Here is a 25889-nt window from a genome sequence, read left to right on the forward strand (position 1 = left end):
ACCAAGCCGCTGAAAATCCGGCGTTTTTTGGGGTTGTTTTGGTGGGGTGAGATTGAGTGCTATGGAATGTCAGAGGGAAGCGGTTTGGGCCTCCCGTTCATTTGCGGTTTTCATACGATAAATCGTGAAAGCAAGCAGGGTGGCGTTGGTGATATCGTTCAGCGATCCGCCCCAGGAGCCCACGATCAGGGCGTTGACCATCCATGTAAGAGCGCAAATGAGCATGGCGAAGCGCATCTGGATTCCGCGTAGGCAAAACAGCGCAAAGCCGCTCATGAGAGAGGCGGACCACGGTAACAGGTCGATGAGCCCTTCATACACCATCACACTCATTATGGTTTGGATGACGGCAAAGAGGCTAAACCATGTGTAGCCCTTAAAACGCAGAGAAACGAAGGATCGCACACCATTGATGCCAAGGTTTGCCCCTGCAACATAAGCGCCCATCAGCACATAATGGATGCAGAACAGGGAGCAGCTGACAAAAAGCAGGCTGCGAAACAGTTGATCATGTCTGGTGGAAAAGCCAACTATGTTGACGGCATAGGCCGCCAGCCCAAAACTCTGTATGACGAGTGGATCCATCTTCCGTTTTCTTTCTTATTGGAAGAGGAGTGTAGGCGTAGTTGGCGCTCAGATCGTCTGTAATTGCGCGGGTCAGAGATACTACGGGCTGGATAAGTTCAATCTCAGAGCGCCAGAGCAAAGCGGTGCAACGTCAATGGGTTGCCGTTAAGCTGCACAGTCTTGGTACCCGTTTTGTCCCAACGGAAGCCACAGGCCAATAGTACGTTGGAGGAAGCAGGGTTGTTGTCTGCTGCAAAGGCCTCCAGATGCTTCATCGCGCCATCAGCTCGCATTTGCTCCACAACGGCAAGAACCGCGGCTTTGGCGTAGCCTTTGCCCAGATGCTTTTCGCCAACTCTGTAGCCCAGCTCAACAGTGTCCAGAGGCTCTTTGTCCAACTTGCGCAGGTTGATGCGGCCCACCAGCTCGCCATTGCCAGAGCGGACCAGATAAAACCTGTCAGGATCAGCCATCAGGTCTTTGATAACCTGTCGGAGCGATATTTTCTCAAAGTGCTCGGGCCCGCGGGCGGGTACCCACTTTTCAAAGAAAGTGCTGTTGCTGCTCTCAAACTCCAGGACTTCGAGCGCATCGGCCTCACAGATTTCGTGAAGGGAAACTGGTGGGGTGGCAAGCTGTGTGGGTGTATTCATAAAACATGCACTTTTGAAAATGACCCCTGAACATTAACGGGTAATCTCAAAAGAGAAAACCCCTCACGCGGGCAGGCGCAAGGGGTTCTCATTTGTAAGCTTCAGCAGGGTCTACAGATCTTCGCGAGAAAGTGCATGGTCCGGAATGCTGGCGCAATCCATTTTCACCATGCCCTGACCATCCAGATACACCCAGTTGCGGTTGACGCTGGTTGCCAGATACTTCTCATCATCTGCATGCACCAGTTCATCCTGCTTGAACTTTGGCAGGATCCAGAGTTTCATCAGCACCCAGTAGAGCGCAAAGGCGGAGAAGAAGCCGACGAAGTAGGAGAGGTCGATCACGTAGATCGCCAGAGCACCACCGACAGCCCATGCAATCAGACCAGCCGGGTTGCAGCCCGCGATGTACTTGAACTGGCCGTCTTCCTCATAAAGCTCTGGGACATTGAGGCGGCGTTTGCGGATCACAAAGTAATCGCAGATCATGATGCCACCCAGCGCTGCCAGCATGGCGCCGTAAAGGCCAAGGTATGTGAAGAGGTGATCAAGGATCAGCCAAGGCATTGCCAGCGTACCCACAATGGCCGCCAGAACCAGACCCATGGCGTAAGTGATCCATGGAGCGCCTGCATTCACAAAGGTCAGTGCTGCCGGGATGAGGTTGGCGCTTGTGTTGGTGGACCACTGCGCCAGCACCACCATAACCAGCAGAACCACCAGCGTGATGCCAGTGCCCTGGCCCTGAATAACGGTGATCGGGTTCCAGTCACCAGCTGCGATGAAGGACACCGCACCGATCAGCGCGATCCAGCTCTGTACGACTGGCAGGGCGACGAACTGCGCCAGAAACACATTCTTGTTGCGCTTGAAGAAACTCTTGGTGCCAGCTTCAACATGCAGGAAGCGCGTGATGTTTGGAATGTCCACCGCCAGTGAGGACCAGAAGGCCATGTTGGCAACGAAGAGGGCAACGATGGAGATTTCCGCATCGCCAGCAAAGGACCAGATGTCTTTTCCGCTTGCTGTGGCAAGGTTGTCGAGTGTGAAGTACATCCACACAGAGATTGCCATGATGGCTGGAGCGGCGATTTTCGCAAGACGCTCAACAGCGCGAATGCCCATGGCGGTGTTGGCCACCTGCAGCACGGCAAACCCGATGTACCAAACCACCCAGTTATCGAACCCGGTGAGGTAAGAGAAGATACCGTTTAGCGCCAGCGCGCCAAGGTAGGTTTGAATGCCGAACCAGATGGCCGCGACTACACCACGTGTGATGGAGGGAATGTGCGTGCCCACAGTGCCAAACGGGGCGCGGAGGTAAACTGCAAAGGAAATGCCGTGCTCGGTGCCGATGTCGGCGGTCATCGCCATGACGATGCCAAGCAACAGGTTGGCGAAGAAGATTGTTGCAATAACGATTGGGAGAGGGAGACCCGCCACGCCGCCAGCACCCAGCTGGAAGGTTGCGATGATCACTGCCATCGAGATCCAAAGTCCAATGTAACCACGGTTGGAGATGGCACGTTGATTAAGCCAGACGGGAAGGATGGCTGGCTCCATGAGGCGGGATTGGCCGCGTGAAGTCTCATCCATAACTTGGGTTTGTGCCATGTTCTAGATCCTGATGTATATTAACTTTTTTGAGACAGTAAACCTTAGCAGGGCGCAAGTATGCGCGTGCAAAAGCAGCGCTCACAGCAAGAAGTAGAAATGACATTACCGTTTGCCGGTAGTTGCACTACATGCACTGCGAGGCTGAATACAGCCTGATGAGATTGTTCTGCTAAAGTCGGCTAACTAACCTGAAAATATGTATTGCGCAAGTAGGTCAGAGCAAATTTTACTAGATTTTCGCAAAAGTATTAGAGTGAAAATATTTATCAGGTGCGAATAAAACTTCAAAACTAAGTTTTTTGATCAATTGGTAAAAGTATTGATTGATGTAACTCTTGTGGGACGTGCCCCTAAACCTCAGCAGGAATAGAGACACGCTGTCAGATGGATAACTTACTTTGGTTTTACGCAACTGGCCTGATACGGACCATCCAGTTTAGTTTGAAAAGAGTAGGCATGGCAGGTTTTAACATACTCATTATTTTTGTAGACTTGGACCGTGACGTGCTCAAACGTACTGTCGAATGGCAAGTTGCCGCCTTTGTGCCAGCCCTTGGTGATCTCCAGGTCTGTGTTGCCGATGGAGTTGTAGCCGTTCGTGATAGACTCTTGAACGGAATTGGAAAGCGTTTCTGCGATCGTGGTTTTATCGCTGTCGGAGGATTTAGAAGCCAGTTGCTCCGCCGTCGCTAGTTTGTCTCCAATGTAGACCGCCGCTTGCGCGCCAGAAACTACGATTGTTGAGGCGAGAAACGCGCCCAGAATCATTCGTGAAAGCTTCATTTGGTTCTCCTGTTCTTATTGGCCCAACCTTGGGCATTCAGGAGACGCAGTTAGAATGGTTTTGTGAAGCGGACGAGATGGCGGGGTAAACCTTAACTCTCCCCTGAAGGGCAGGCTCCACAAGAACCGTCAATCATAGACTTCTGCTTCAGTACGCTGAAGATCTTCTCAAAATCTTCCTGCTCAAGACCGGATTGCTCTTCAATGACCTTTGAAATGTGTTTGATGGTCTGCGTGCGTAGCGCCTGGCCTTTGCTCGTCAGTGCGACCTCAATGGCGCGGCGGTCTTCTGCGGAACGTTGACGCTGCAGCAAACCGAGTTTCTCGAACTTATCAACCAGCACAGTCACGTTGGAGGGCAGGCAGAACAGCAGGTCTGCGAGTTTGCCCATGCGCACCGGTTCGCCCAGATGCAGCAGCATATTGGTTTCTGTCGGTGTGAGCTTATCAGCGTATTCCGAGTAGGATTTATGGATACGTCCCAAAATTTCCTGAAACTGGAAAAGCACAAGCATGCTTGCCGGTAAGTCTTTCATTTCATTCACGTCCTCAAATCTGCAGGTGGCGTCATATCAGGTTTGCTTTAAAAAAGTAATATTTATAATATTGAACTATTAAATCATTGTAGTATATAAAGCGCAACAGAACGGAGTAAAGACATGTCCAAGTCAGTTGTGATTTATGGCGGTGGAATCGCCGGAGCGACCCTTGCAACCCAGCTTTCAAAGCATGCCAATGTGAAGCTTGTCAGCTCGCTTGATTATTTTGAGGTGCCAATGGCCATGCCCCGTGTGGCGGTGCAGCCAGACTATGTGCACCAGGCGGTTATGCCATTTCATTCGTTTTTGAAGGGCGTGGACTTCATTCACGGCAAGCTGGAGCGGTTTACTGGTGAAGTCGGGCATGTCATCGGTGTTGATGGTGCTGAGCATATGTTGGAGGCTGATATCTCCATTCTGGCAACAGGTAGCCGGTTTCCCTCAGAGCTGATCCGCCCGACCTCTGGCTCAACGAAGGAGCGACACGCCGCGTTCAAGTCGACCCATAGTGCGATTGAGTCTGCGCAGAAAATCTTGCTCGTTGGCGGTGGCCCTGTTGGGGTTGAGATGGCAGGTGAGATTACCGAGCGGTTCCCGCAAAAATCTGTTGTCTTGGTGGAATCCAGCGGTGAAGTCCTCAAAGGCACCTCCCGCAAGACGGCAAACCATGCCGTGAAAGTGCTGCAGCAGCGCGGGGTGACGTTTATGCTGGGCGAACGCGTGCTTTCACCTGCGCCATCCAGCTCACTGAAGGCTGAGGCCGAGCAAGCCAAGCTCTCTAGCGGCGAGGTGGTAGATTACGCCCTGATCATCTGGTGTGTAGGTGGCAAGCCGAATACGGATTACATGCAGCAGGATCTTGCTCATCTGCTTGATACACGCGGCTATATTGCGGTTGAAGACACGTTCCAGATGAAGGGCAAAAGCAGCGTCTTTGTGCTGGGTGACATCGCTGGGATTGATGAAGTGAAGAAGGCACTGTATGTGCGCGGTCATGTGAAAACTGTGACCCATAACGTGTTGCAAATTTTGAAGAACCCGCAGGCCAAGCTGAAGAACTACAAGCCGAAAACCAACGATAACATGATGGTCGTCACCCTTGGCAGTCAAACCGGTGTTTCTGATGTGCCACCAATCGGTACAGTAAAAGCCAGCTGGTTCACACGCATGGCAAAGGCAAAAACCATGTTGGTGCCCATGTACCGCAAAGCGCTCGGTGCTGCTGCCAAGGCGTAGACGCTCAGCTTGTGGTGTGTTGCTTGAGCAGAGCTGCTTCCTGATCAGCTGTCAAACCGCATTTGAGAGCTGTATCGCGCCGGGTACGGTCCCACGCCAGCAGCGGGCCGAGTGTTTCGTTCAGTGGGCGACAGGTTAAACCGGCTGCCTGCGCACGGGTGGTGTCCACGTTCATGAAGTGGGCGTAGTCTGGAAGGGAGGGCATCATGACGGGCAGATCGGTCCACGGCTGAATGCCTGCATCAATGATATGCTCTTCCTCCACCCAGTGCAGGCGAGCAGGGGAGTTCGCTTCTGATATAATTGCCTTTAGAAGATCACCGAGTTGAAGCGGAGGGCTGGTGACATTCCAGATGCCTCCGCGTTTGGTCTGCGCACAGGCCAGCGCGAAATCAGCCACATCCCGCACGTCAATCATCTGCACTTGTCTTGAGGCCGGAGCAGGGGCTGGGACCGCAGGGTCTTGCCGTGTGGCCCGGTCGATGCGGCGAACCCACCAGGTCAGGCGATCCGTGTAATCTCCAGCGCCAACCAGCAGGCCCACGCGCAAGGAGGTTGCCCGCTCACCAAGTACTTCTTCTGCAGCAAGCTCACATGCCCGTTTGAGGGCACCATAAGACGCGCCGTAAGAAGCCGCTGAACTACGCTCTGCAGATGAAAGGCCTTGAGCAACGGTCAGATCATCCTCAGTCGCAGTGGGTACAGGGTCTTGTTCATTCAGGTGCGGTTTTGCAAATGTGCCATAGGCTGAAATTGAGGAGATGAACACATAGCGCTGCAGTTGATCTCCGAGCGCACCAAGCAAGCTGCGCACAGCATCAGGTGAGAAGGCGCAGGTGTCAAAGACCCAGTCAAACGTATGTTGTTTCAAAGCGCTAAGATCACCGTACCGATCAGCTGTGATTGCTTCAACGCCCTCTGGTATTGATCGTTTGGTGCTACCGCGCACCAGCACGGCAACCTGATGGCCTGCACTGACAAGCGCATCCGTAATTGCGCCGCCCAAAAAACCGGTGCCTCCAACGACCAAAACCCGCATGACTGCCTCCCCCTGTTTGCAAAGTACCCTAGACGTCCTGATGTGGTTGTCCAGCCACGGTGCTCGGATTGACGAGGATAGTCACATTGACGTAGCGGCTTCCCTCTGCTATTTCCCCAGCCCTCAGCTGCAGCAATTGGTGCGCAGCACAGTTTGGAGCGAACCATGTCTTTCCGCGTTTCGCCCTTAAAAGGGCACTGATCCTTCTTAGAGCCAGCGCTAGCGGCCTTTAGGATCTTCTTTCGAGCCATTGCTCGGAAATACTTTCAAGAACTATAGGCCATTCTTATGGGCAATTTACGCTTGGATTGCGCGACCCGCGCTGCCTGTGCGCCTGCGCCAATCCATAAATTCTATGGGACTTCCGCCTGGATCCTTGGGGATGCAGAAGTCCAACTTAACAAACTCGCTGAGCTTGAAGCCGTTAAACAGATCGCCGCGTTTCCTGATCTTCACCCCGGTCCGGTCGGTGTCGCTATCCTGTCTGATCGCGTGCATCCGCACATGATCGGCAATGACATTGGCTGCGGCATGACCGTGTTTCGCACCTCCCTCAGTGCTCACAAACTAAAACCGCAAAAACTGGCGGACCGTTTGCGTATGCTTCAGGATTATTCTGATCTGGAAGAGGGACAGGCGCATTTACGTTCTGCTGGTTTACCAGAGGATCTGGCTCCCAATGCCATCGGCACAATCGGCGGGGGCAATCATTTCTGCGAGGTGCAGGTTCTGGCAGAGACGCCGGATCCAGACCTTGCCTCGAGAGCTGGTATTTCAAAAGGCGACGTTCTGCTCTTCGTGCATTCCGGCTCCCGCTCCTTGGGAGCCAGCATCTTTGAAGAATATGCAGCATTCGGCCCGGAAGGGATGCCAGCTGGGGAGGAGCGCACTCACGCTTATCTCAAGTGGCATGACCTTGCTGTGCGATGGGCAAGCCTGAACCGCAAAGTGATTGCGGAGCGGGCAGCGGCGGCTCTGCGCTGCGATGTGGAGCTGGTGGTGGACAGCAGCCATAACCTCGTAGAGCGTTATGGTGATGCGTTTCTTCACCGCAAAGGAGCAGCCAAAGCCGATGTGGATCTTGTCCCGCTGGCAGGCTCTCGCGATGCAAAGAGCTTTTTGCTGAAACCATCCGGCAACATTCCAGAGGCACTGTCCTCACTGGCACATGGAGCAGGGCGTAAATATGATCGTGCGTCCATGCATGGGCGTATCGCAAAGCAGAAGTCTGTTCGCAATGCTTTGGCGCGCACGTCTTATGGTGGGCGCGTTGTTTGTGAGGATAAGCAGCTCCTCGTGGAAGAAGCTCCGCAGGCCTACAAAAACTCTGAGGATGTGCTCAATCAGTTGGTTGAGGCACAGCTTGCCACGTGTGTTGGAGTGATGACACCTGTCGTCACGTTCAAGACGGCACGTGGTGCGGATGAGCGGAGGGGCAAACGATGACAAAGAATGCATCTTTGCGCTTGCTGGTAACATCCGGTGACGGACCTGCTGAATGCAGGCTTGCCATTCGGCATACACTTGGTGCCATGGAAAAAGCGGCGAAAAAGCTTGGGCTTTCCATGGTGTGTGATCCTGAGATCTCCGGTATGTCTTCAGACGCGGCATCTGTTGAAGTCACGCTCTCAGGCAGCGGCAACGAGGCCTTCGCCAGATCATGGCATGGCACAATCAAGTGGACATTCCAGAGCCCGTTTCGCCCCAACCACAAACGGCAGAACTGGTTCATCGGTGTGTTTGAGTTGCCGCCCCTCTCAGAGGAACGCGGTGAGCTGAAACCAGATGAGCTTCGGTTTGAGACGTTGCGCGTTGGTGGGCCGGGTGGCCAACATCAAAACAAGACCGAAAGCGCGGTGCGTGCGACCCACGTGCCTACAGGCCTCACTGTCGTGGCTCGGGATGAACGCTCGCAACACCGCAACAAGCAACTCGCTGTGCAGCGCTTGCAGGAAAAACTTGCGGGTCTTTCTGTGACAGAGGAGGACCGCCTGCGGAGATCACAACGACAACTCCATCACGAACTGGAACGCGGAAATCCTGTGCGTTGCTTTAAAGGGGTACGCTTTAAGGAAATCTGATTTGAACAACCACGGAGTGCCTCTTTAAACTGGCACTTCGTGGCTCAGAATCGCCTTGGGGGAGATCCGATAATGACTGATATTGTGAATGGGCTGCTGCTGCAGAACAACCATGTTCTCATGGGCTTACGGTCGCCAGCACGGCAGAATTTCGCGAATGTCTGGAGTTTCCCCGGCGGTCATGTTGAAGCCGGGGAGAAACTGGAGGCGGCTCTTTTACGTGAACTGAAAGAGGAAACTGGCATTCAGGCAGAAGCCTTTGCAAAAATCACCGAATTCAGAACACAAGCTGACGATCCGCAGGACGCAATTGTCTTTCACCTGTTCACTGTGACCCAATGGCAGGGTGAGACAGAGAACCTTGGTGATGAGCATACCGAACTGCGGTGGGTGGGTTTTGAGGAAGCTGTCAGCCTGCCTGACCTTGCATTTCCTGAGTATCGGGAAGTCTTTGACGTGCTGAGAGAAAGAGGAGAGCTGTGAGGACAGCCCAGTGAAGTCAGTTCTGGGTATCCTGCTGTGCGTTTGTCTCGGTGATTTTGCGGCCCCACTGGATGTTGGACCAAACCATCTCATGCAGGAAGTAGAAGATGAAGCCGAGGATGGAGCTGACGATAGCAATGCCGCCGCCGAGCGTGATGGAGCCCGTAAAAACAAATCCGATCAACGTCATAGAGAAAAGCCCCATGACTTGCCAGGTAACTGATTTTGTAAAAATGCGTGAAGCAGTGTCCATATAAGATGTCCAGGTAAGAATGTAATTCCTACTCTCGTTGCTACCGGAGAAAATGCAGATTGGACATTGGGTAAATTAGCTGCAATAAATTCATTTTGTTGATTATAATCTGCAATGGTGATTTTGATGGACAAGCGCGACAGAGCGACTTTGTTTCGAAACAGGTTGTTTGAAGCGATGGCTGAGGCCGATGTGACGCGCAGCCAACTGGCTCGCAATGCAGGTGTTGATCGCTCTACCGTTGGTCAGTTGCTGAACAATGAAAACCCGCGGTTGCCCAACAGCCAGTTGCTGGCCGATCTGGCAGCCTCGCTCAGCGTGAGTGCGGATTGGTTGTTAGGGCTCACCAACAGGCCAGAGCGTCCGGGTGATATCATTGCAGCTGCAATGGCCTTGAGCCCGGCGGAGCGATCCTCCGTTGATGAGCAAATCCTCAACTGGCACAAGGAAGCAACCGGACTGAAAGTGCGCCATGTGCCAGCCACACTGCCTGACATTTTAAAAACAGACCGTATGCTGGCGTGGGAGTATGCCTCATTTCGCGGGTTGGACCCTGAAGAGGTGGTTGGGTCTATCAGCGGACAGCTGGACTGGCTGCGCTCGCGCCAGTCTGATTATGAAATCGCCATCCCGCTTCATGAGATACAAGCCTGCGCGCAAGGCATTGGCTATTATGCTCATCTGAATAAGGAAACGCGGGTTGAGCAGCTGAAATTTGTGGCAGATACCTGCCGCCAAATGTTCCCTCGCTTGCGCCTGTTTCTCTTTGATGCGCACAAAGTCTTCAGCGCGCCGATCACCATCTTCGGACCAAATCTGGCGGTGGTTTATGTGGGGCAGTGCTATCTGGCATTTCGTGAAGCGGAAAGGGTCAGCTCGCTCACTGATCATTTCGACTGGCTTGTCCGCGAGGCCTCTGTGGATGCCAGAGACGTCGCAGATTATGTGGAGACCCTGATCGCGTAGATCTGCTGCTCAAGTCACTTCGGTTCTCTCAATTTCTGTCTCCCACGCAGGCTCGGGCAGGTTGTGCTCTTTCAGGCAAGAAAAGATCTTGACTGTGAACAGCAGACCGAGCCCCAGCTCGAATGTGCTCAGAGAGATCCAGATGAGTTGAAGCGCACCCTCGTCAATGCTCCAGTTGTAAGCAATCAGATAGGAGGCCGGGACGCTGCCAAACCACATGGTGAGGATGCGGGTTTTGAAAACATATGTGTTTTGGTGAAAGCTCTGCAACATGCCGCTGGCGATGAAGGAAACAGCAAAAGCTACCGCATAATACCAGATGTGTGAGGTGACGGAGACTGACAGCTCGAAGATGTCCTGCCCATAATTGCCAAGCGAGAACAGAGAGGTGATTTCCCGATCAAAGCTCTGCAACAGCACCGTCACGACTGCTACGTAGGAAAACGCCACGAACAGGGAGGCGCTGGCAATTTTGGGAATACGCTCAAACTGATTGCGGCCAATGGCTTGTGAGGACAGGATCGTCGCGCCATTGGCAATGCCGATCACCGGAATGATGCCGACATAATTGAGAATGACGTTGAAGTTGTTGGCCGCCAGTGCGGTGGCCCCCACCATGGACACAGCCCAGATAATGGCGGTGTTGCCAATCTCATCCGTACTATCATGTGCGCCCAGAGGAACACCGCGTTTGAAGAGCGCAATCACCTCAAAAGCCCGGCGTGATTTACTGATCAACGCCTTCGCCTCATTCAGCGCTGCAACCCGCAGGGCGCGAGGTGTTTGAGTGAGATAGACAACCAACACAGCGAGGGACCCAAGCACTGTGCCGATGGCGGAACCCGCCATGCCAAGCTCGGGAAATCCATAGAGCCCGAACACCAGAACATAGGTCATGGGCATGGACACCAACTGGCCTGCAATACTGGCCTTAAAAATGAGGCGTGTGTTTCCAACAGCGCCAAAATAGCAACTCGCTGCGCCATCAAGGATCATGATGGACCCGAACAGCATGGCCCAACTGAGATAAACATTCTCCAGTGCAATGATTTCGCCCGGTCTTGAGCTGAACTGTGACAGGTTCATCAGTAAAGGCAGTGTGAGGATGAGACCCAATACGCACAGGATTGCGACGGCAAACAGTCTGCCACCCATCTTGTGTGCCGCTTCTATTCCGCTGCGGGCATAAGCTTCTGCAATGACTGATCGGCCAATCTGGGTGACGCCGGAGAAGAAGGAGATTGCGGACATGCCCATGAAGACCGCCGGGCCAGAGGCCGTGAGGGTCTGTTCGGAATAGGCGGCGAGACACAGTCGGTCTACGATCATCATCAGAGTTCTGCCGGACATGGCCAGCATCAAAGGACCTGAAATGCGCAGAACCCGCGTCAGTTCATGATGGAACAGCGGAAATCTAAGCAACTAAGAAATGTACCTTACGGAAATAAAACTAAAAATCGTGGCCAGTATATATAGCTCTTTCTAGTTGTAGATACACTTTTACGCAATGCACATGGCTATACACATGAATGAGAGTATGTGTTGCTACTCCGCCACAAACGGCGTAGGCCGCTACGTTTTCGGGCCTCGCCGGCTAATGAGGCGAGGCCTGTTTTTTATGGCTTTATAAGCACTTGCTCAGCATGAGAGTGCGTTTGAGGCCTTAAGCCTTTGCCGTCTGTTCTTTTTCATTTACTGGTTCGCCAAAGTAAGCGCGATACATGAACATGACGATTGAAAAGATACCCCAGCTAAAGACAATGTCTCCGGGCACACGGGCCCAGACCAATGCAGTCATAACCGGACCATGGATCGTTTCTGGTGCACGGGCGAGCCAGTAACTCTCAGTAAAGCTGATGTAGGCCTGGTAAATCCCTTGCGGGATCAGCGAGAGCCCAAGCATCATGGCAAGGCCGATATTGAGCCCCCAGAACGCTTGCTGCAGCCACTTGTCACTCCAGCGATTGTCTGGAATGAGGGAGCGCAGACAGAACAACATGAGGCCAATACCCAGCAGGCCATACACGCCAAACATGGCGGCGTGACCGTGGGCTGGTGTGGAATTGAGACCTTGCATGTAATAGAGCGCCAGCGGTGGATTGATGAAGAAGCCGAGCAAGCCAGCGCCAACCAGATTCCAGAACAGAACCGAGGCGAAGAAGTTAAGCGGCCACTTGTAGTGGTTGATCCATTGAGTGTTCTGTTCCAGCTTGTGGGTCTGATAGGCCTCAAAGCCGATAACCAGCAGAGGAACAACCTCCAGCGCCGAGAACACCGCCCCAAGCGCCAGCACACCGATTGGAGTACCGCTCCAGTACAGGTGGTGGAATGTGCCCAGCACACCGCCGGCCATAAAGATGATGGTGGCGAAAATGACGGCGACAGCTGCGGTTGAGGCGCGAAGCAGTTTCAGATTCACAAAAATGAGTGCAATGATGGCTGTCGCGAACACCTCAAAGACGCCTTCAACCCACAAATGAACCACCCACCAGCGCCAGTATTCCATGACGCTGATATGAGTGTTCTGGCCCCAAAGCAGGCCTGCGCCGTAAAGCAAACCAATGGCAACAGCGGACAACAGTGTGAGAGCAATGAGACTGCGGTTATGACCACCCTTCAACGCGGGATAGAGAGCACGCAGGACCAGACCAGTCCACAGCAGCAGGCCGATGAACAGGAAAATCTGCCAGAAGCGCCCCAGATCAACATATTCGTAGCCCTGATGACCGAACCAGAAGTTCATCGTGCGGGAGAAGAATTGATTGACCCCGAGCCATTCGCCAGCAAATGAGCCCACGACGATAATGATGAGACAGAGCCAAAGGAAATTGACGCCAAGCGTCTGATAGGCTGGGTCTTTGCCGGAAAGTAACGGTGCCATGAAAAGGCCTGTGCCCAGCCAGGCCGTTGCGATCCAGAACACAGCCAGCTGAGTATGCCAGGTGCGTGAGATGGAATAAGGGATGAACTCCGCCAGCGGGATGCCATAGAGATCCTGCCCTTCAACGGCGTAGTGAGCGGTGAGAATTCCCAGAGCCACCTGAGCAACCATCAAGGCTACAACCACCCAGAAGTATTTGGCTGTCGCGCGCATGGATGGTGTCAGTTTGGCATTCGCCAGCGGGTTCTTTGTTGCTGCACCGCCTTCCGGCACAATGCGCTCGCGCCATAAATCATACTGGCGCACGTAATAGAAGCACAGGGCTCCTGCACAGCCGAGCAGCAGAAGGATGCTGACAATGGTCCAGATGAAAGCTGCTCCGGTGGGCTGATTGCCGACCAGTGGTTCATGAGGCCAGTTGCTGGTGTAGGAGATTGTATCATCTGGCCGGTTGGTGACGGAGCTCCAGGAGGTCCAGAAGAAGAAGGCGGAGAGTTTTTGAGCTTGGTCGGGTGTGATCAGGATGTTGGGAGGGAAGGCGTAATCGTCTCGAAGGTTTTGCCCGTCGATGTTGTCATAGGATGAAAATAACCTTGTGAAGTGATCTTCCACCTGACTGACGGCAATTGCCCTGTCATCTGAAATTGTGATGGTTTCGTTGGCAGGGTTGTAGCGGTTGCGCCGCATTTCGTCTTCTATGAGGACCTGAAGGAAGGCCCGTTGCTCATCGCTTGGTGGGGTGTAACCAGAGCCAACCCGATCGCGGTGGTAAACATCCAGAAGAGCCAGTGCTTCACGGTGCAGCCAGTCGGTGGACCAATCCGGCGCTACATAGCTGCCATGCCCCCAGACGCTGCCCTGCTGCATACCGCCCAGAGACTGCCAGACATTCTGGCCTTCTTCGATGTCATCCTTAGTGTAGATGATATCGCCATTGTCCGAGACCACCATGTCCGGGATCGGCGGTTTCAAGCGGTAAATTTCAGCGCCAAAAAAGAGCAGAACACCAAATGAGAGGACCATGCCAACGGCAAGGAATATCCAAAGCCGTTTGAGTGAAAAGGTTACATCATAGTCCTTGTCAAACATGCTTGTAGCTCCTGACCTCGGGGAAACACTGGCTTGCGTTTCAAATCAGAGTATCAATCTGACTTCGGCCGTGCCTCCCTCAAAGTTAGGAGAGGCGCTTATGTGCCCACTGGTACGGCGCTAACCGGGTTTTTCTGTGGCTCGTTGGTGAGCCTGCTGCGCAGCAGTTCGCCTTCCCCCTCAACAATCGGGTAGGCAACAGTGGTCAAAAGTGCGTTCAGGTACTTCAGATCGCTGATGGTTTCCAGATGAATGGAGCTTGTTGTCCGGCTGGATTGACGGTTCTGGCTCAGGCGGCGCAGATGTGCATCGCGGCTCTTGTACTCCAGTTCACGCACAAGAACCTTGCGAGCAACCAGATCCCTCGCAAGCTCAGCATCGCGAGTGATGAGCACTCGTAGAGAGAGTTGCAGGTTTTGCAGCACTGCGGCGTGGAGGTCTTTGATCTCCTTCCAGCCTTCCTGCGAGAACTCTTTGTTGAGGCCGGATTTTTTCTCTGCAAGTACCAACAGGTTACGCTGGACGACATCGCCCATCTGTTCCAGACAAACGCAGTAGTTCATCAATTCCGTATACTTCTGATAGTCCTCGTCGCTCATGGACTTGGTGGTCACATCAGTCAGATACTCTTTGATGGAGCGGTGCAGATCGTCGATCTCGTCATCCATCTTCATCAACCGTCTGGCTGTGTTTGCATCATCACCGCGAAACACCACCATCACACCGCGCAGCATGGCTTCCACCTTTTCGCTCATATGCAGCATTTCACGGGTAGCGGCGTTAAAGGCGAGGTCGGGGGTTTCCAGCAACTTGCGGTCAAGCAGGCTGAGGCGCTCCATAACAGCATCTTCGTCAGACTGGCCTGCGCTATCAGAGATAATGAGTTTGGTCAGCCGAGCGACAAGGCCAATGGTTGGAATGCCCAGCAGAACAACAGCAAGGTTGAACCCACTATGGAAGTTTGCGATCGCGCGTGCCGGATCATCGCCCAGCATGTCGATGGTGAACACATCAAAGCGCATCAGCAGCAAAGTGATCAATACACCGGCCACGCGGAAGATCATATTGCCAAGCGGTACACGGCGCACATCTGCACTATCGCTCATGGTAAGGACCAGAGGGATAATGCTGGAACCGATGTTTGCGCCTAAAATGAAGAGCAGAGCACCTTCCATCGGCAGCACGCCGGTGCTTGCCAGTGTCATGATCATGAGCACCACTGCAACGGATGAATGCAGCAGCCAGGTCAAAGCAGCTGCAGTGATGATCGCAACAAATGGATCACCGATCAGCAGGTTCAGGATAACTGGCAGAGCCCCATTTTCACGCAGGGGCTCGGAGGCCATGCCGATGAAAGACAGTGCGATCAGCATTTGCCCCACGCCAATGATGATGCGGCCCGTCTGGCGCATGGTGCGTGTGCTGCCGCGCGAGAACAGGGCGCCACCAACAACAAGACAAACCGGTAGCAACCAGCTGAGGTCCAATGAGAGCACCTGAACGACCATGGTGGAGCCAAGGTCTGCGCCAAGCATGATGGCAAGACCAGCTGCCAGCGTAATGGAGCCTTTGCTGATGAACCCGCGCGCAAGAATGGCTGTGGCCGTTGCACTCTGCAAGATGATGGAGACTAGAAAGCCGGTTGTGAAACTGGTGTAGCGGTTTTTAGAAGCCTGCTGCATCCAACCTTGGAATTTTTGACCAACTGCTCGCTCAACGCCTGTCCGGATCATTCTGGTGGCCCAAAATAATAGGGAAATGCCGGCAGCAAGGTGTAGAAGTATTTCAAAACTGCCCATCACAGCCTCCGGATTCAGCTCTCGCGGTTATTAATAGGAGGCTCACTTAAACGCAGTTGTCGTGATGCACGGCAAAGGTCTTTAAGCAGGAGTTGTCGGACTATCAGAATATGCGAGATCTCTCGCTTCCCCGTTTGGACGAGAAGGGAAGCAAGGGATCGCTCGCGTGCCTTGGGAGCTTTAGCGGATTCTTGAAATCGATCCGGCAACCAAATTAGCCACCTCAATGATTTAATAAATAACTTAAGACACTTATGCCAATAACTCAATATGCTTAGCTCAATTATGACGAGAAATTTGCGCAATAATTGCGTTTTTTGAGATGTTGCGTGATCACAGCAAACTTATGAGGTGGAATTTTATGAACTCTCTCAAGGCTCTGAAATAATTGAATATTTATTAGTTGGCAAACCATTGGGAAACAGTATGCACAAAATGCGCACGACGTGCGTTTTCCCCAACCCCTCACAAAAGCGTAATATGGTGCTTTTTGATCAGCACTTCTTGTAATTGACTCGGTTTCGCCCAGATTTGAGGCCTGACTGCAAAAGCGCATCAAGTTGAATGACCCGCTTCGATCTTGTGTGGCGTTTCAAACCAAACGCGTTTGTCATGTAACTATGATGGGAAATCTGCGAGGTATTGCGGAGAATGACTAGGCTATTCTCAGAGAGTTGGTTTAGTAATTTCTCATAGTAGATCACCTATCACTTTTTATAGAGAAAATTACTTTGAGGTTTCTATGAGTTTTATGCGCACGTCTCTGTTCTCGCTCTCGTTGGTTCTTTCACTCTGTTCTCTCGCGCAGGCTGCTGATGAGCCAACGCAGGAACAGGCCGCGACTATCGCAAAGTGTGTAGAAGAGAAGGGCGGTGGCTATCCGGCTATGGCTTGCTTTGGAGAGGTGATGGAGCAGTGTATCGGCAGTCAGTACCAAAACCGCCACATGATTTTCTGCGCAGTGCAGGAGTATATGGTTTGGGACCAGCGCCTCAACACTGCGTATGCTGAGATTATGAAGGTGGCCAGCACCAATATGAAAGCCAGCCTGAAGAATGCGCAACGCAACTGGATCAAGTTTCGCGATGACACGTGTTCCGCGAATGCATTGATTTATGAGGGAGGCAGCAATGCATCGCTCGCCATGTCTGTTTGCATGGGAGACCAGACTGCGGTGCGTAGCCTGCAGCTCCAGCAATTTCTCGTCGAAGCCGGCCCGCACTAATCAGGATTGAGAGGGCTCACTGATGAACATGGCCTCTCTCTTTAAAGGGGCTAATTTTCGGGAATAGCAGTACAGGCCAATGTGGTTAGGCTGAACGGATGCTCGTTTCAAAATCTGTCGCGTAATCCATTTTGAAATCCGACCCCGCGTTTCAGGGATACGCCTTAAGGTCTTTGCTGATGAAGAAGGTTCTGATCCATATCGGTGCGCATAAAACCGGTACAACTGCCCTGCAAAAGCAGCTCTACTCCAAGCACCCTGATTTGTTTGATGATTGTGCAAGCTTTAAAACAAGCTCATTTATGCGACTCTATGAAAACCGTATGATCAAGCCCAAAGCAGAGGAACTGGCAGACCTTTTTCAGGAAGCAATTACTAAGCCAGAGACAGACACCTATCGAATTTCTCACGAAAGGCTCATGGGAAAGGCGTTCGCCCATAAACAGTTCTATCCTAACGTCAAACGTTATTCTCAGCTCGTGAAAGAACTGCAACGACGAGGTGTGCAAGTTAAAACGCTGGTTACCGTGCGAAACCGTACCGATTTCCTGGTCTCGTTCTTTCGCCATTGCCTGTCGTGGCATGGCACTCCCAAAACCTTTCATGAATTTGCAAATAAGGCAGTCACTCCCTCGTTTGCATGGCAAAGCGTTGCACAGCAACTAGAGCGGATTTCTGTCACGTATCTGCCTCAGGAGGCGATGGAGAAGCATCCGGTTGAGTATGTTGATCTCATAAACAAGTTTTACGAGAAGAAACTGCTGGAGCCGGATGATCTCAGTCACCGGGCCAACTCAGGTCTGAATGAACTTGGACTATCTGTTATTCCGCAGCTTTCCGTTATTGAGGACACTGGGCTGCGCAATGTACTGCTCAAAAGCGCGCTTGATTATTGCAAACAGGGCAAACGAGCAGCGGTCCTTTCCAAAGATGTTGAGGGGATTTATCGCAAGCATTTTCTGGAAGGAGACATTGCTTTTGCCAAAGCAAACTTTCCTGCGCCTTTCCGAAAAATCTATTCACAGACGAAACCGGTGGCAGAACAGTTCTGGTTTGCCTTCGCAAAGGCTGATGCCTGAGCAAGTTCTCTGTGTTGCCTGCAAGCCGTCAGTCTTTCAAATTCCGATGTCTCTATAAGGGGTTGAATAGGAGCATTGGTGGAGATCAGTGTGCTTGCTGACGGCATATCTGTGCGAACTGAGCGGCCTTGGGTGAGGGCAAGTCGCTGATATCCTGTATGATAGCCGTCATAACGTTAAACTCACGCCGGTTTTACTGTACCGTCAGTAACGCACTGGCATAGTATGCAAATCACTCAACTGACAGAAGAAACCTGACCTCCTCCGATTTATGGGGTAGGCTTGTGCTATTGCGCAGGTTTCGCTGCAGCTTGAAAGCAACAATAATAACAGATGGACGCAAACGTCCCGATCAAGATGAGTGAAGAGGCGCCGTGTGACGCAGGTTCAACTGAAAAACCTCTCAAAAGTGTTCTCAGGAACGCCTGCGGTTGATGCCATTGATCTTGATGTGGCGTGCGGCGAGTTTCTGGTGCTGTTGGGCCCGTCTGGTTGCGGTAAAACCACGAGCCTGCGTATGGTCTGTGGTTTGGAACAGCCGACCTCCGGTTCCATCTGGTTCAATGGGCGGGATGTGACCACTCTGCCTGTCCAGAAGCGAAAAGTCGGTCTTGTTTCTCAGCGTTTTGGACTGTTCCCACATATGACGGTTGAACAGAACGTAGCCTTTGGTCTGTCTGTGCGCGGCCTTTCAGCAGATGAGCAGATGCGGCAGGTGGGCGAGATGCTGGAGATCGTCCGTCTCTCTGCGTTTGCCAAGCGCTTTCCTGCACAGCTGTCTGGTGGGCAAATGCAGCGCGTTGCGATTGCACGTACGTTGGTGACCAGGCCTGAAGTGCTGTTGCTGGATGAGCCAATGGCGAGCCTTGATACGCTGCTGCGTACTGAGATGCGCCAGTTTATCCGCGATTTGCATGATGAGTACGGCATGACGACGCTGCTGGTGACCCATGACCAGATTGAGGCGATGGATCTGGCGGACCGGATTGCGGTGATGTTTGACGGTAAAATAGCGCATCTTGCAGCTCCTGATGAGATCTACCAGCGTCCAGCCAATGAACAGACTGCCCGTTTTATGGGGCATTCCAATATCTTTGCATGCACACCAACATCTGATGGGCATATCGAGAGCCCTTATGGCCAGCTCATGCTGGGAGCTGGATCAGGCCTTGGCACTAAACAGCCATCAAAGGCTATGCTGCGGTTTGAAAGCATACAGATTGAAGAGTGCCGCGAAGCACCGCAGAAAAATGCGTTCTCCGGCACAATCACACGAGCAGAGTTTCTTGGCGCGATGATGCGCTACACGCTTCAGGTGGGAGAGGGATCTCTGACCGTTGAGGAAGCATCTACAATCAAAAGAAAAACAGGCGATGCGGTCACCGTGACCTTACCGCCAGAGCAAATTTGGCTGCTGCAGTAAAAGCGGCTGAAGAACCGGTTGGGGGCAATTTATGAAGAACACAAAATCACGCAGTAAACAGATGCTACTTGCAAGCACGCTCGCTGTTGTCAGCTGGAGCAGCGCTGTGCAGGCAGAAGACGCTCCGGGCATGTTCCGCAGTGAGTTTCTGAAGGGCAATCTGGGGTGGGAAGATGTCACCGCCAAAGCGCGTGATGAAGGCACCGTCAACTTTTATTACTGGGGCGGGTCCGACATCATCAACCTGTGGGTTGATCAGGTAGCAACACCGGCATTGGCCGCCGAAGGGGTGAAGCTGAACCCTGTGCGCATCACAGCAACCAAAGATACGGTAGATGTGGTGATTGCCGAACTGGCAGCAGGTCGCGGTGAAGAACAGGGCAGTGTGGATCTGGTCTGGGTCAACGGCGAAAACTTTTACTCCCTCAAGCAGCAAAATGCGCTGTGGGGTGCTTTTGCCAACCGCCTGCCTAACTCAGTGAATTTTGAGTGGGATGAGAGCGATCCGCGCTCACTTCTCAACCTGCGTGATTTTGGCGTTGAAACCGGTTTTCAGGAAATGCCCTGGTCTGGTGAGCAGTATGTGTGCTCCGTCAACCGCGCCCACGTCTCTGCAGAAAACACACCAGCGACCTTTGCTCAGCTGAAGACCTATCTGGAAGCCAATCCGGGCAAGTTCACTTATGTGAAGCCTCCGCATTATCTGGGCAACACCTTTGTGCAGTCTGTCCTTTATGCGCACAATCCGGACGGCACCGGGGCTGCGCCTTACCAGCAGAGTTTTGAAGAGATGGGCGGCGAAGAGCTGGCACGCCTGATGGAGCCGGGTATTGAGTACCTGAAAAGCATCGAACCACTGTTACTAGGCGGAGCTTCCGGCAAGCCACGTTATGCTGAGAATTCTGGTGAACTCGATAATCTCTTCCTCAATTCTGAAGTGCACTTCAATTGCAAGTTTGGTGTGTTTGGCAATCACAATGGCCTGATCACCGGTGCCTATCCGGAACAAGCGGAAGAGATGATCTTCCCGGCTGGCAATATGATCAAGAACAAGAACTACCTTGCCGTTCCACTTAACAGCCCACATCCGGCAGCAGCTCTTGTGGCCATCAACTACTTTTCCTCGGCTGAAGCGCAGGCCTCCAAGCTGAAAACTGCAGGCATGCCTGTTGGTCTGGATCTGTGGCGCCTGAGTGAAGAAGAAACGGCAGAAGTTGCAGCTTCCGCGCCTCCACATTACGGCGTGACTCAACAACAGCTGGACGACAACATCGCGCCAGACACCAACGCCAGTCTTGTTGATGTGATCGAAGCCACCTGGTTGGCGGTTATCGAGCGCAAAGAGGATAAGCCCCTGGCAGATATTGTTGCGCAGGTCTCCGGCGAACTGAACAACTAACATTTTTGCGGATGGCGGCTTTCTGCCATCCATTTTTATGAAACGAAAACTGATGCCCAAGGCACTTCCAGTAAACTCCAAAACGGCCGCATCTCCCGCGCTCATGCAGAATCTGCGTGATGTTGCTGAGGTGATGCCTTTGCTTGTGGTTTTGCTGGGGCTGTTTGGCGGAGCTGTCGTGCTGGGCATTCTGCAAAGCTTTGGCTATGCGCCGTGGTTTGGTATCAATGAGTTTCCAACAACCCGATATTTTGAACGCCTCTGGCTCTCCGTTGACTTTTGGGCGTCATTGGGTCTGACGCTCTATTACGGGTTTGCAGCAACACTGATTGGCCTCGTCATTTCGATCCCTCTCAGCATAGCCCTGTCCAAGAAGTTCAGAGCCTCGCGGGTTTTTGGGGCACTCATCCGTTTGCCACTTATGGTGCCGTACACCGTTGGCATTGCACTGGCGCTGGTGATGCTGGGCAATGGCGGGCTGCTCTCGCGCATCTCTGCAGGTCTTGGGTTGATTGATGATCCGGCTCAGTTTGTACAGATCCTCAAAACCCATGGAGGCTGCGGGATTATCGCTGTTTATGTCTGGAAGCAGGTGCCGTTTATGACGCTCACTCTTTCCGCCGTTCTGGCTCGAAAAGGCGAGGATACGGTGGAAGCTGCTATGGTGCTGGGTGCAAACTCCAGACAGATTTTCTGGCGTGTCACGCTGCCACAAATCATGCCGGGCATTGTCTCTGCCTCGCTGATTTGCTTTGCGTTCAACATCGGTGCATTTGAAGCACCGCTTATTCTGGGTGGTGGTTATCCAGATACCCTGCCTGTGTTGGCTTGGCGGTATTTTCAGGATGCCAACTATGCGTTCCAGTTGCAGGGCATGGCCGTGGTCGTTTCACTGGCATTGGTTTCCGGCATCTTCCTCGCAGTTTACCTGTTGGGCTACCGCAGATATGAGCGGGCAAGGGGGCGCGTCTGATGATCGGTTCTAGCTCCAACCTCCGGGACATAAAGTCCATCAGTCCATGGCAACGCCTGCTCGTGTTGGCCATGGCAACCTTTACCATCGCACCGTTCGCACCGCTGATCATCCAGTCTTTGGCCTTCCGTTGGGCATGGCCGAACATTTTGCCAACTGTCTGGTGGCATGAGCAACGGGAGCGCTCTCCGTTTCCACTGGCATGGGACTATGTGTTCTCGCCAAGTTCTCGCGTTGCAGAAGCGACCATCAACACGCTTGGTATCGGCGTTGCAGTGACTCTGTTGTGCTTGCTCATTTGTCTGCCAGCTGCTCGCGTGCTGGCACAGCGGAATTTTCGCGGCAAAAACCAGCTTGAGTTTCTGATCGCTTTGCCGCTTCTCATACCTGAAGCTGCCATTGGTATTGCTCTATTGATGATCTTTATTGCGCTCGGCTTTGCTGGCACCTATGCAGGCGTCATTGTGGTGCATCTGATCCCAACCATCCCTTACATGGTGCGCATGCTGACGGCGGTTTATCAGGGGCATGGAACGGAAGCAGAGGACCACGCACGTGTTCTTGGTGCCAATCGCCGACAGATTTTCTTCCGCGTGACCTTGCCGATGATCCTTCCTGGAGTGATTGCAGGTTGCCTATTCACTTTTCTGGTCTCAACCAATCTGTTTTTGCTTACGTTTTTCATCGGGCAGGGGCAGATCATCACTCTGCCGACATTGCTGTTTGCAAAAATATCCGGCGGTGCACTGGATGCAACAGGAGCAGGCATTGCCCTCATCGCGTCTGTGCCCGGTATCATCCTGCTGATTTTCACAGATCGCTTTATTCGCAGCTATCCGTTAGCTGAGTAATACCTAAATTAATTAGAGATCTGTCTCGTTCAACACACCTGAAGTGTGAGCCTTTGGGTACGTTGAAGCCATGGGAAGAACTTTAGGCATTAGATTATGACGGGTATTTCAGTTGGCGGAGCGACCTCGTACCATGCTCCGCTGGAAGTGAATGCACCGGCAGCTCTACAGGCGGCAGAGCTGGGTGGTCACACTGTTTCTAAATCCAACGAAACGCGTATTAGCGAAGGCTCGAACAGCACAACGAGCAAGATTTCAGAATTTTTTGAAGGCATGGCAACCAAGCAGATTGTGTGGAGCCAAACCGACGCAGATGCGGCGGCAGACCGCCGGCAAGAAGCTGCAAGTTCAGCTGTTTCCGCCGTTTTCTCCAATTTAAAAGACGGCAGGTTAGCTGAGGCTTATCAGAGCTTTACGAAGTTGCACCACGCCGCAGAAAAATTGGAACCCAATAACCCACGTGGGTTTGTTTCAAAACAGCTGCAAAATGCGGCCTCTCAATTTTCGGCGCAGGAGCGTGATGCAATTCGCCTGCATGATTTCAAAGGTGATGGTGATCGGCTGGTGCGCGGCCATTCTGCCCATGCCGAGCGTGCGCTTCATGTCTTTGAAGGACTTGTGAAAGGCGGTCTCATGTCCGTTGGGGACCTGAGTTCAGAAATCCACTTTATTGATGACATCATGAGTGAAATTCCATCTGCGCTGAGGAGCGTCAAGACAGAACTCACTCTGTAATCTGTTCACGCATGAGAGGAAAGGCAACGCAGATTGCCAGGGCATCCTCTCACATTTTAAAGCACTTGGTGTTTGCGGCGTCTTTTCGTGAAGGCTCTGGAAATACCGGGTTTCGCGCGGTCTGCGGGTAGGAAAAGCAGATCACTTACAAATTAAGGGGCGACAAATGGAAATGGTTGAAAACACACTCAGGCAATTCGGCGAGACGATAGGGTTGCTGGACCTGAAACTAGACGCAGAGAATATTTGCTCATTGACGGTTGATGGTGAGATTGAGGTGTTTTTTCAGGTCTTGGATTTCAACGCAAACGTGGTCCGGCTCAACAGCCGTTTGGCAAGCCTGAACAACGTCCCCAAGTCCCTCTACCTGCACCTTCTGGAAGCCAATTACAACGGTATGGGCACCGGCCACGCTGCGCTTTCAATCAACCAGCGCAGCTCTGAAGTACTTTTGACCCAGGCCATTCAGGTCGACAATCTGTCAGTTGAAGAGTTTGCAGAAACCGTCAAACTGTTCGTGAAGTACACCAGTTTCTGGGTGCATGAACTGGTGGAGCTGGCAAAGTTTCCCTCTGATGAGCCTGTGCCTGTACAGGATGTGCCAGTCGATAGCTTAAACTCTCAAATGCAGTATCTGATGCCTTAAGTGATGAAGGCGAGATCTCAAAGATCTGGAACCTCGCAAATCGGGTGGGTTTTGTCCGCGCAGATGCCAATAGTACCTCCAGTCAACCACTGGAGGAAAACATGGAGTTACACGGACAAACGATCATCATCACGGGTGCAAGCAGCGGAATTGGCGCGGCAGCAGCCGAGCTGTTTGTTGATGAAGGCGCCAACGTGGTGCTTGGGGCCAGACGTGAAGCAGAGCTGGCAGCATTGGCAGATAAAATCACGAAAAAAGGCGGATCAGCCACCTACCTTGCAGGGGATGTGACTGATGAGGCCTATGCCTCCGCATTGGTGGAACATGCGCTCAACACCTATGGTGTGCTGCATGGGGCCTTCAACAATGCTGGCACTGTGGGGAACATGGAGTCGATCCCAGAGATGGACAGCGCGAACTGGGAAAATGTACTGCAAACCAACCTCACCAGCGCATTTTATGCGGCCAAAACACAGATTCCGGCTTTGAAGAAACGCACAAAGGGGGCGATTGTGTTCACATCCTCCTTTGTGGGGCACTGCAACAGCGGCATGCCGGGCATGGGGGCTTACGCCGCAAGCAAGGCCGGATTGGTTGGGCTGGTGAAATCGCTGGCCGCAGACCATGGACCAGATGGCATCCGCATCAACGCGCTGCTCCCCGGCGGTACCAAAACAGCAATGGCAGGGGATGATCCGGAGGGACATGCCTTCATTTCAGGCTTGCATCCGCTCAAACGCATGGCAAGCCCGAAAGAGATTGCCCAAGCCGCGCTGTTTCTGCTTTCGGACCGGTCCAGTTTTGTGACGGGAAGCGCAATGACTGCCGATGGCGGCGTTTCAATCCGGCTGGTTTAAATCCATGTGAAACAGAGGGAGGCGCGGCCTCCCTTCTTACCTGCTTGTCAGCAGCTGATGACCTTCCAACTTCAACCCGGCATCAGCAATGCGTTTTTCCCACGCCTTGCGCGTTCCAATGCCTGAGGGTTTTTCGAACAGACCTGCCTCTTCGGCGGCCTTTGTTAAAGCGGCATACATTGGGATGTTGGGGGCGTCTTCCGGCAGGAGCAGTTCTTTGCGATGCAGGATTGGCGGGTTCTCACGCTTGGAATAGTCGATGGCCTTGCTTGTCTGGGTTGCAAGATCAAACGTGATGGAGTGGAGCAAAGCCGGGAAACCGGAGATCTCAAAGTCCTCGTAATGCAGCAACGAGACTTTGTCCTTGCTGATTTTGCACAGGTTCCATGGAGTGTCCGGATGCTGTGCCACGACCTGAGCCAGTCGTTCAGCGTCCTCCGCAGGGAGGAAATCAACGCCAGAGCGATGTAGATAGAGCCAACCACCCACACGGCGGCCAATTTTCGTCTTTTGAGCCATAGCTCTTCTCTAACCGAAACTGGTTGCACATGCAGTTCAAATTGAGGTGTTAGCGAAACGGAGAGATAAAGAACGCACCACCTTAAGGAATAAGGCGGTGCGCTAAAGCGTTTCGATCAAAGTTTGAATCTATGAGATTCCCCAAAACTTCGATTTGTGATTCACTCTGTTCGGGAGGATCACAGCATGCCAGCAC

General features: G+C 52.7%; 25 protein-coding genes. 14 read left to right on the top strand and 11 right to left on the bottom strand.

Translation table 11 applies throughout. The features are described 5' to 3' along the window. Window positions 1–69: 69 nt before the first annotated feature. The 5 genes from PPL9_RS02045 to PPL9_RS02065 all read right to left on the bottom strand — a co-directional run bounded on the left by PPL9_RS02045 (window position 70) and on the right by PPL9_RS02065 (window position 4156). A complete protein-coding gene (locus tag PPL9_RS02045) occupies window positions 70–585 on the bottom strand; it encodes a YgjV family protein (RefSeq protein ID WP_057461083.1) in 516 nt (171 codons plus the stop codon). 104 nt (window positions 586–689) lie between these two features. Continuing rightward, entirely contained in the window at window positions 690–1220 is a 531-nt protein-coding gene (locus PPL9_RS02050; RefSeq protein ID WP_057461084.1) for a GNAT family protein, read from the bottom strand. A gap of 111 nt (window positions 1221–1331) precedes the next feature. After that, window positions 1332–2834 (bottom strand): NCS1 family transporter, encoded by a 1503-nt coding sequence (locus PPL9_RS02055; RefSeq protein WP_082596461.1) that lies wholly within the window; start codon window positions 2832–2834, stop codon window positions 1332–1334. Window positions 2835–3230: 396 nt separating this feature from the next. After that, window positions 3231–3620, bottom strand: coding sequence for a hypothetical protein (locus PPL9_RS02060; RefSeq protein WP_152986567.1), 390 nt, complete (start codon window positions 3618–3620; stop codon window positions 3231–3233). Between the two features lie 92 nt (window positions 3621–3712). After that, window positions 3713–4156 carry a MarR family winged helix-turn-helix transcriptional regulator gene (locus PPL9_RS02065; protein WP_057461086.1) on the bottom strand — a complete coding sequence of 148 codons (444 nt, stop codon included), beginning with the start codon at window positions 4154–4156 and terminating at the stop codon, window positions 3713–3715. A gap of 123 nt (window positions 4157–4279) precedes the next feature. On the opposite strand from PPL9_RS02065, the gene PPL9_RS02070 reads away from it, so the two are divergent. Continuing rightward, window positions 4280–5395 carry an FAD-dependent oxidoreductase gene (locus tag PPL9_RS02070; RefSeq protein WP_057461087.1) on the top strand — a complete coding sequence of 372 codons (1116 nt, stop codon included), beginning with the start codon at window positions 4280–4282 and terminating at the stop codon, window positions 5393–5395. Window positions 5396–5399: 4 nt separating this feature from the next. Here PPL9_RS02070 and PPL9_RS02075 read toward each other — a convergent pair whose 3' ends face one another. Next, window positions 5400–6434 carry an NAD-dependent epimerase/dehydratase family protein gene (locus tag PPL9_RS02075; protein WP_057461088.1) on the bottom strand — a complete coding sequence of 345 codons (1035 nt, stop codon included), beginning with the start codon at window positions 6432–6434 and terminating at the stop codon, window positions 5400–5402. A 288-nt stretch (window positions 6435–6722) separates the two neighbouring features. Here PPL9_RS02075 and PPL9_RS02080 point away from each other — a divergent pair, with 288 nt between their 5' ends. From PPL9_RS02080 to PPL9_RS02090, 3 genes are all read left to right on the top strand, one after another. Continuing rightward, window positions 6723–7880 (top strand): RNA ligase RtcB family protein, encoded by a 1158-nt coding sequence (locus tag PPL9_RS02080; protein WP_082596463.1) that lies wholly within the window; start codon window positions 6723–6725, stop codon window positions 7878–7880. After that, the gene (gene prfH / locus PPL9_RS02085; RefSeq protein ID WP_057461089.1) at window positions 7877–8515 is read left to right on the top strand and encodes a peptide chain release factor H; all 639 of its coding nucleotides are present in this window, start codon (window positions 7877–7879) and stop codon (window positions 8513–8515) included. The genes PPL9_RS02080 and prfH overlap by 4 nt, the downstream gene beginning before the upstream one ends. Window positions 8516–8587: 72 nt before the next feature. Continuing rightward, a complete protein-coding gene (locus PPL9_RS02090; RefSeq protein WP_057461090.1) occupies window positions 8588–8998 on the top strand; it encodes an NUDIX domain-containing protein in 411 nt (136 codons plus the stop codon). Window positions 8999–9014: 16 nt separating this feature from the next. Here PPL9_RS02090 and PPL9_RS02095 read toward each other — a convergent pair whose 3' ends face one another. Next, a complete protein-coding gene (locus tag PPL9_RS02095; RefSeq protein ID WP_057461091.1) occupies window positions 9015–9251 on the bottom strand; it encodes a DUF2061 domain-containing protein in 237 nt (78 codons plus the stop codon). Window positions 9252–9377: 126 nt separating this feature from the next. Here PPL9_RS02095 and PPL9_RS02100 point away from each other — a divergent pair, with 126 nt between their 5' ends. Further along, window positions 9378–10217 (top strand): helix-turn-helix transcriptional regulator, encoded by an 840-nt coding sequence (locus tag PPL9_RS02100; protein ID WP_057461109.1) that lies wholly within the window; start codon window positions 9378–9380, stop codon window positions 10215–10217. A gap of 9 nt (window positions 10218–10226) precedes the next feature. Here the strand turns inward: PPL9_RS02100 and PPL9_RS02105 are convergent, their stop codons facing one another. The 3 genes from PPL9_RS02105 to PPL9_RS02115 form a co-directional block, all read right to left on the bottom strand. Next, window positions 10227–11576, bottom strand: coding sequence for an MATE family efflux transporter (locus PPL9_RS02105; RefSeq protein ID WP_280139014.1), 1350 nt, complete (start codon window positions 11574–11576; stop codon window positions 10227–10229). A gap of 304 nt (window positions 11577–11880) precedes the next feature. Beyond that, entirely contained in the window at window positions 11881–14187 is a 2307-nt protein-coding gene (locus tag PPL9_RS02110) for a nitric-oxide reductase large subunit (RefSeq protein ID WP_057461093.1), read from the bottom strand. Between the two features lie 98 nt (window positions 14188–14285). After that, on the bottom strand, window positions 14286–15986 hold the full coding sequence (locus tag PPL9_RS02115; RefSeq protein WP_057461094.1) for a Na/Pi cotransporter family protein: 1701 nt from the start codon (window positions 15984–15986) through the stop codon (window positions 14286–14288). A gap of 742 nt (window positions 15987–16728) precedes the next feature. On the opposite strand from PPL9_RS02115, the gene PPL9_RS02120 reads away from it, so the two are divergent. The 9 genes from PPL9_RS02120 to PPL9_RS02160 all read left to right on the top strand — a co-directional run bounded on the left by PPL9_RS02120 (window position 16729) and on the right by PPL9_RS02160 (window position 25174). Next, the gene (locus PPL9_RS02120; protein ID WP_057461095.1) at window positions 16729–17211 is read left to right on the top strand and encodes a lysozyme inhibitor LprI family protein; all 483 of its coding nucleotides are present in this window, start codon (window positions 16729–16731) and stop codon (window positions 17209–17211) included. Window positions 17212–17390: 179 nt separating this feature from the next. After that, window positions 17391–18290 carry a sulfotransferase domain-containing protein gene (locus PPL9_RS02125; RefSeq protein WP_057461096.1) on the top strand — a complete coding sequence of 300 codons (900 nt, stop codon included), beginning with the start codon at window positions 17391–17393 and terminating at the stop codon, window positions 18288–18290. Window positions 18291–18666: 376 nt separating this feature from the next. Continuing rightward, complete coding sequence (locus PPL9_RS02130; RefSeq protein ID WP_057461097.1) at window positions 18667–19713, top strand: ABC transporter ATP-binding protein; 1047 nt, start codon at window positions 18667–18669, stop codon at window positions 19711–19713. Between the two features lie 31 nt (window positions 19714–19744). Further along, window positions 19745–21112, top strand: coding sequence for an ABC transporter substrate-binding protein (locus PPL9_RS02135; RefSeq protein ID WP_057461098.1), 1368 nt, complete (start codon window positions 19745–19747; stop codon window positions 21110–21112). A 52-nt stretch (window positions 21113–21164) separates the two neighbouring features. Further along, window positions 21165–22085 carry an ABC transporter permease subunit gene (locus tag PPL9_RS02140; protein ID WP_057461099.1) on the top strand — a complete coding sequence of 307 codons (921 nt, stop codon included), beginning with the start codon at window positions 21165–21167 and terminating at the stop codon, window positions 22083–22085. Continuing rightward, window positions 22085–22936 carry an ABC transporter permease subunit gene (locus PPL9_RS02145; RefSeq protein WP_208989114.1) on the top strand — a complete coding sequence of 284 codons (852 nt, stop codon included), beginning with the start codon at window positions 22085–22087 and terminating at the stop codon, window positions 22934–22936. The genes PPL9_RS02140 and PPL9_RS02145 overlap by 1 nt, the downstream gene beginning before the upstream one ends. A gap of 96 nt (window positions 22937–23032) precedes the next feature. Beyond that, on the top strand, window positions 23033–23671 hold the full coding sequence (locus PPL9_RS02150; protein ID WP_057461100.1) for a hypothetical protein: 639 nt from the start codon (window positions 23033–23035) through the stop codon (window positions 23669–23671). Window positions 23672–23837: 166 nt separating this feature from the next. After that, window positions 23838–24317 carry a type III secretion system chaperone gene (locus PPL9_RS02155; protein WP_057461101.1) on the top strand — a complete coding sequence of 160 codons (480 nt, stop codon included), beginning with the start codon at window positions 23838–23840 and terminating at the stop codon, window positions 24315–24317. 101 nt (window positions 24318–24418) lie between these two features. Then, window positions 24419–25174, top strand: a complete 756-nt coding sequence (locus tag PPL9_RS02160; protein ID WP_057461111.1) for an SDR family oxidoreductase — start codon at window positions 24419–24421, stop codon at window positions 25172–25174. Window positions 25175–25210: 36 nt separating this feature from the next. Here PPL9_RS02160 and PPL9_RS02165 read toward each other — a convergent pair whose 3' ends face one another. Then, on the bottom strand, window positions 25211–25693 hold the full coding sequence (locus PPL9_RS02165) for a hypothetical protein (protein WP_057461102.1): 483 nt from the start codon (window positions 25691–25693) through the stop codon (window positions 25211–25213). Window positions 25694–25889: the final 196 nt, after the last annotated feature.

The organism is Pseudovibrio sp. POLY-S9 (genome assembly GCF_001431305.1).
GTDB lineage: Bacteria > Pseudomonadota > Alphaproteobacteria > Rhizobiales > Stappiaceae > Pseudovibrio.